Raw genomic sequence first — 6897 nt, 5'->3', positions numbered from 1 at the left:
GCATGGAACATTGCCTAACGGGTTGCAGTATTTTATCATGCATAATGAAGAACCCAAAGAGCGTGCAAATTTTTATATAGCGCAGAAAGTCGGTTCTACGCTCGAGACATCGGAGCAACTCGGTCTTGCACACTTTCTTGAACATATGGCATTCAACGGAACAAGCCATTACCCCGGAAAGAATATGCTCAATTATCTTCAGTCCAAGGGAATCCGTTTTGGCGCGGATATAAATGCATACACAGCTTTCGATGAGACCGTGTATAATATAAATAATGTGCCGACTACCGACAAGGCTCTGATGGACAGCGTTCTGCTCGCAATTCATGACTGGAGCGGAGAGATTCTTCTTGAAGAAGACGAAATCAACGCGGAGCGCGGTGTCATAGAGGAAGAATGGCGTTCCCGTAACGATGCAAATTCCCGTATGCTTGAATACATCTTGCCTAAAGTATATAAGGAATATCAGTATCAGCAGACGCCTATAGGAAAAATGGAAGTTGTTCGTAACTTTCCTCCGGAGGTGTTGAGGGCATATTATAAGAAATGGTACCGTCCGGATCAGCAGGGCATTATCATTGTTGGAGATTTTGATGCAGATGAAATGGAGAAGAAGGTTATCGACCTGTTCTCTCCGATTCCTATGCCTGAGAATGCTGCTGAAAGGACTTATCCGACTGTAAGCGATAACAAAGAGCCTATATTTGTAGTTTTTGAAGATCCGGAAGGTCAGTTCACAAGACTTACGTTGAGTTTCAAAACCGAAAAAACTCCTTTTGAGATGCGTAACACGCTTGCCGGTTATGTTCAGGATCAGTTGCTTGAATCAATTCTTTCTTCATTGATAAACAACAGGCTTACAGAATACAATCAGAAGCCCGAATGTAAATATGCCTATGCAGGTGTGCATTTCGGTGATTTCTGGGTATCGAAGACTAAAGCAGCGTTCACAATCACTGTTGTCGGGAAGACGGATATCAAAGAGGGTTTTGCCGAAGCTATGGGGATAATAGCCAGAGCTTGCAAAACTGGTTTTACTGACAGCGAGTTGCAGCGTGTATATGATAGCATGACTGCAAGATATGAGAAACTGTATNACGAAAGAAACAAAACTACCAACGGTGCGTATGCAAACGAGCTTATTCGTCATTTTGTCGATAACGAAGCGGCACCCGGTATTGAAATGGAATTTGAGCTGGTGAAGCAGTTGCTTCCTAATATACCTGTAATGGCTATCAATCAGGTCGCTGCGACAATCCTTACTCCGGAGAATCAGGTAATCGTTATTGACCAGCCTAAAAAAGAGGGTATTGCTCCCGCTTCAGAGAAAGAAATGCTCTCTACACTTGAAAATGCTCTCAATGCCGAATATGAGGCTTATGTAGATGAGGTGATAACAGATCCTTTGATTGAGAAACTTCCCAAACCCGGAAAAATCAAAGCTCAGAGCGAAGGCAAGTTCGGTACGACTGAATTGCTTCTTTCCAATGGTGTACGCGTTATTGTAAAACCAACAGATTTCAAGGCTGACGAGATTCGTTTCACAGCGTTCAGAAACGGTGGCAAACGTTCATATCCTGAATCACAGGCTGCAAATGTTCTTCTTATGGAAGATGCATTCTCTGCAAGTAAAATTGGGAACTTTGACAATGTCAAGCTAAGAAAATATCTTTCTGGTAAGGTGGCTTCGCTCTCTTATTCTGTTGGCAATACTGTAAATTCATTTGATGGAAGCAGTTCTGTAAAGGATCTGCCCACGCTGATGGAACTTATTTATGCCGGATTCACTTCTGTCAATCCGGATCCGGAAACATTTAACGCACAAATTGATCAGGCTCGTTCCATATTGAAGAACGCGGATTCAAACCCCAATTTCGTATTTTCCAAACATCTTGCCTCGGCGCAATATGGCAACAATCCGATGTTCCAGGAAGTTGATGTGAATACATTGGATGCAGCGAATTATAATGAGATTCTTGACATGATCAGGCTGTCAACAGCAAACGCAGCGGATTATACTTTCGTCTTCGTGGGAAATGTGGACATCGAGACTCTTAAGCCGCTTCTTGAGCAGTATGTGGCGACTCTGCCTGCCAAGAAAGGAAAGTCAGTTGTCAAGGATCTTTCACCAATAACTATTGCATCAGGTCAGGTTATAGACAATTTCAAGCAGCCGATGCATTCTCCCAAATCTCAGGTTTATGCAATCTTCTCCGGAACGAATGTTCCATATTCAATAGAGAATTCCGTTAAACTAAGCACCATCGGACAGATACTGAGAATGGTATTTACCGAAACATTGCGTGAGGAAATGGGTGGGACATATAGTCCGGCTGCCGGTGCTGTCCTGAATCCTTATACAGGTCAGTGGATGGTGATATATACATATGAGACAAATGCCGAAATGCTTGGCAAAATGGAGGAACGTGCGAACGCCGAGTTCCTTAAACTTCTGAATGACGGTGCGAAAGAGGAGGATTTTAATAAAGTAAAAGAAGCTACAATGAAGCAATATGAGATGAATGTCCGCAATAACGGTTATTGGGAGAATAATCTTGTAATGCTTGAGAAAGGTTTCGATGATATCTCCGGTCACAAGGCTGCGATAGAGAATCTTACTCTCCAGGAACTTAATAAATTTATGAAAAATCTCTATAACGGCAAAAATCGTATAGAAGTCATAATGGAGGGTATTGAATCCAAGTAAACATAATATGATATTATGCTAAAGAGCTGTCTGACAAGTAAGTCAGACAGCTCTTTTACTTTTCACATACTGTAATATTTCGTATTCCATGGCATGCCTCTCAAATTCGGTTACGATGTCGATGCAGGTATATTCCGTTTTTTTCATTGTCGAGTTTGCGCGTTATTCGTGCGGACCGGTCAAGGTCCCATCTGATCCTGTCGCGAATGGCGTATATGTAAGATCTGCGGGGTTTCGCTTTATCTACTTTTGCTATTCTTTCTTTCCTGTTCCATTCGTTCGGGAAAACGTAATAGCTTGTCAGTATCTTTCTGATTTTCCGTTCATGGATAATCTGATAATAGATCATGCCCTCCTTTTCAGCGCTTTCGGAGGGGAGGAATTTGACTTTTATTGTAGCCATTTCTTATTAATTTGGTGAATTTGCGTATGTTTTCAAAACAATCGCTAAAGAGGAGGATGCAAGTAATCCGATTGAATCAAATTTACCATTTTTTGACGATTGGATATGTATGTCAAGGTATGCGGTAATTGTATTTTTGCAGCGGTATAGATAGCCTGAGATATTTGCAAATGCAATTAACCTTTGAATCATGAAAAAAATATTGATAGCCGTTATTGGAGTTTTCGCTCTTCAGAATTTATGGGCGGCTGAGACCAGACTTCGTTATGACCGTCCTGCGGAAAAATGGATGGAAGCTGTCCCTATCGGGAATGGGCGCCTTTCGGGTATGATTTATGGAGGTGTAAAGACTGACCGTATTGCCCTTAATGAAATATCGATGTGGTCCGGACAGCCCGATTCCACTTCCAACAATCTCTGTGGTGCAGACAGACTTGCAGAAATGCGGGGACACTTTTTTAATAATGAGCCGGAAAAAGGTGATTCTTTAGGGTGGAAATATCTTAACGGACGCATGACCTCTTTCGGCACGCATGTGCCGGTAGGGGATCTTGTGCTTGAAATGAACACCGGAAAAAATGCTGTAAGCGGTTATTCCCGTTGTCTGGATCTTGCAGATGCAGTGACTTCTGTCACCTACGATTCCGGTGATGTGACGTATACCCGCGAATACATCGCTTCTTTCCCCACGCAGGTGATTGCCGTGAGACTGACCTCTTCGGAGAAAGGAATGCTTACATTTGCCATAGGTCTTGATTTATTGCGTAGTGCGGATATACATACATCCGGTGATTGTCTCCGGTTCGGAGGGAAAGTGGATTTTCCTCTGCATGGTCCCGGAGGTGTGAATTTTGTAGGTATGGTCAAGATAATTCCCGAGGGTGGAAAAATTGTTGCCGAAGGAAACAGGATGAGGGTTGAGTCGGCGGATGCGGCGACAATACTTGTTGACATACGCACGGATTATAACAATAAAGATTATAAATCGCTTTGCTCCCGCACGATAAGCGATGCCGCTTCTTTGGGTTGGGATAAATGCAAGGTTGCACATTTGTCTGATTATAGGAACCTTTTCGGCCGCATGGAGATTGATCTTGGTGAATCGAAGAATGCCGCCCTTCCGGTCGATACCCGTCTTAGTCTCGCAAAGTCCGGTGCCGTTGACCCGGCATTCGATGCGTTGTTTTTCCAATATGGAAGGTATATGCTTATCGCAAGTTCGCGTCCTAACGGCATGCCTCTTTGTGCCAACCTTCAAGGCATATGGAACGACAATATGGCATGCAACATGCCTTGGACATGCGACTATCACCTTGACATAAACACCCAACAGAATTATTGGAGTGCGAACAGAGCGAATCTTGCCGAATGTAACGAACCTCTTTTCAGATATTTGGAATTGTTGGCGCATCATGGGGCGAAGACTGCTGAAAAGATGTATGGTTGCGACGGATGGGTAGCTCATACGGTTGCCAACGCATGGGGATATACGGCTCCCGGATGGGGCGTCAGCTGGGGAATGAACGTTACAGGAGGGGCATGGCTCGCCACTCATTTGTGGAGCCATTACCTATACACCCGTGATGACGATTATCTCCGTACCATAGGGTATCCATTGCTTAAAGAGTCTGCAAAATTCTTCATGGACTATATGACGGAAGATCCTCGCACGGGGTATCTTGTGACCGGACCGAGTATTTCTCCTGAAAACGGATATATTTCACCATCGGGGAATCATCTGAGCCTTTCGATGATGCCTGCGATTGATAGGGAAGTGGTGTATGATATCTACAATGCGTGCATCAAGTCTTCAAAGATCTTGGGAGTTGATAAGAAATTCCGGAAACAGCTCGAGAACGATATCCGCCGGCTACCGCCGATTTCAATAGGGAGTGACGGGACTGTGTGTGAATGGGACGGAGACCGGCGTCGTTCCGATCCTTCTCACAGGCACTCCTCTCATCTGTTGGCGCTATTTCCCCTCAATCAGATTTCTGTTGAGTCCACTCCTGAATTGGCTGCGGCATCGCGCCGGAGTCTTGAACTGCAGACAGCATCGCCCGATTGGGAAGATACGGAATGGTCAACGGCGAATATGCTTTGTCTCTATGCCCGCCTTAAGGATGGGGAGATGGCTCATGACTGGCTTCAGAACCTTTTTAGCCGTTTCACTCGTGAAAATCTGATGACAGTTTCTCCTGCCGGGGTTGCAATGGCTGAATCGGATATTTTCAGTTTCGATGCCACCGAGGCAAGTGTTGCCGGAATGTGCGAGATGCTGCTTCAGAGTCATGCAGGATTTATTGAGTTCCTGCCTGCACTTCCACAAGCGTGGCATACCGGCTCCGTAAAGGGGATATGCGCAGAGGGAGGAATGTCGCTTGACATGTCCTGGAAAGACGGGAAGATGGTGGAGGCTACAGTTTATCCGACTAAAGATTGCAAAGTTTTAATCAAGGGATTTGCAAAACCTGTGAACCTCAAAAAAGGAACTCCGTATATTGTAAAATTCTGATAACAAATAGCCATATAGGCTTAAAAAAGACCGTTCGCAACCGACATGGCGCAAATTTATCATTTTTAGGTTTGAATTTTACACGCCTTGAAGTTGACTGTGAGCTAAATTTGCAATATCACTCAGTAGGAGACGCGGCGTTGATTTGTCGCCTCCCATGAAAGACTAACCTTTGTTGGCATTACGTTGAATGCCGATTAAATTAATTTTAAAATCTAACCAAACAACATTAATAACAATCCTGCTGAAATGGAAAAATTATTTAAATTTCTATTCTTCTTTCTGATGTTCTGTGCGCCACAGGCTTTTGCTCAGAGCATAGTTACTGGAGAAGTCGTGGATGAAAAATCTGAACCGCTGATCGGAGCAACGGTCATGGTGAAAGGCACGTCCACCGGTACGTCCACCGACATCGATGGCAAGTTCTCTCTTGCCGCGAAAACCGGCGATGTCTTGGAAGTTAGCTATGTCGGCTATGAATCCAAGGCAGTAAAAGTTCCCGAATCCGGTAAACTTAGAATCACCCTCACAGAGATTTCAACCGGTCTTGATGAAGTGGTGGTTGTGGGAGTTTCCATGAAGAAAAGTGACCTTACTGGTGCTGTCAGCCAGATCGACGGAGATGTGCTCACTGAAAAACCTGTTACCACTGTCAATGACGCTCTTGCGGGTCGTATGCCTGGTGTGAGCATAGGTAAAGCTTCATCTCCATCTGAATCCAACTCCATTAAGATTCGAGGCACGAACACTATCAATGCCGGATCAAGCCCGATATATGTGGTTGACGGTCTGGTTATGGGTGATGATTACGGCTCTTTCAACTCTATTAACGTAAATGATGTTGAATCTATCCAGGTTCTCAAGGATGCTTCGGCAACGGCGCTTTATGGTTCGCGCGGTGCCAACGGTGTGGTTGTCATCACTACCAAGAAAGCGCGTGTGGGCGAAGGTAAGGTTACTTATGACGGTTGGGTAAAATTCACAGAACCCGGTCACTCTCCCGACCTTATGGATGCCAACGGTATATGGAACCTCCGAACTGAAGCTTTTGCCAATGGATATATGTATGGTAATCCTAATGCCGATCGTGATGCCTACATCAAGGATTATATCTGGAACGAGGACAGTCCTCTTGCATTCGAGCGTCGCGAGTTCCTTACTCACAGACTCGGCAAAAGCTATAACTGGCTTGATCAGGTGACCCGCACAGGTTTCGAACAGAACCATGCCCTTTCATTCTCTAAAGCTACTGATAAGACCAACGTATATCTG

The 6897-nt window shown here is 44.6% G+C and carries 4 protein-coding genes; 3 read left to right on the top strand and 1 reads right to left on the bottom strand.

The features are described from left to right. Nucleotides 1–2707: pitrilysin family protein (locus tag JX312_RS07105; RefSeq protein ID WP_204457517.1), on the top strand; the 2707-nt coding region annotated here is incomplete at its 5' end. 100 nt (nucleotides 2708–2807) lie between these two features. On the opposite strand, the gene JX312_RS07100 is transcribed toward JX312_RS07105, so the two are convergent. Further along, nucleotides 2808–3110, bottom strand: a complete 303-nt coding sequence (locus JX312_RS07100; RefSeq protein ID WP_128708024.1) for a hypothetical protein — start codon at nucleotides 3108–3110, stop codon at nucleotides 2808–2810. Between the two features lie 190 nt (nucleotides 3111–3300). On the opposite strand from JX312_RS07100, the gene JX312_RS07095 reads away from it, so the two are divergent. After that, entirely contained in the window at nucleotides 3301–5625 is a 2325-nt protein-coding gene (locus JX312_RS07095) for a glycoside hydrolase N-terminal domain-containing protein (RefSeq protein ID WP_124030819.1), read from the top strand. Nucleotides 5626–5874: 249 nt separating this feature from the next. Next, nucleotides 5875–6897 (top strand): TonB-dependent receptor plug domain-containing protein (locus tag JX312_RS07090; protein WP_204457516.1); only part of this gene is annotated, 1023 nt, incomplete at its 3' end.

It is taken from the genome of Barnesiella sp. CU968 (assembly GCF_905219685.1).
In the GTDB taxonomy this organism is placed as follows: Bacteria; Bacteroidota; Bacteroidia; order Bacteroidales; family Muribaculaceae; genus Lepagella; species Lepagella muris_A.
This window is presented reverse-complemented; position numbering and strand designations above follow the sequence as displayed.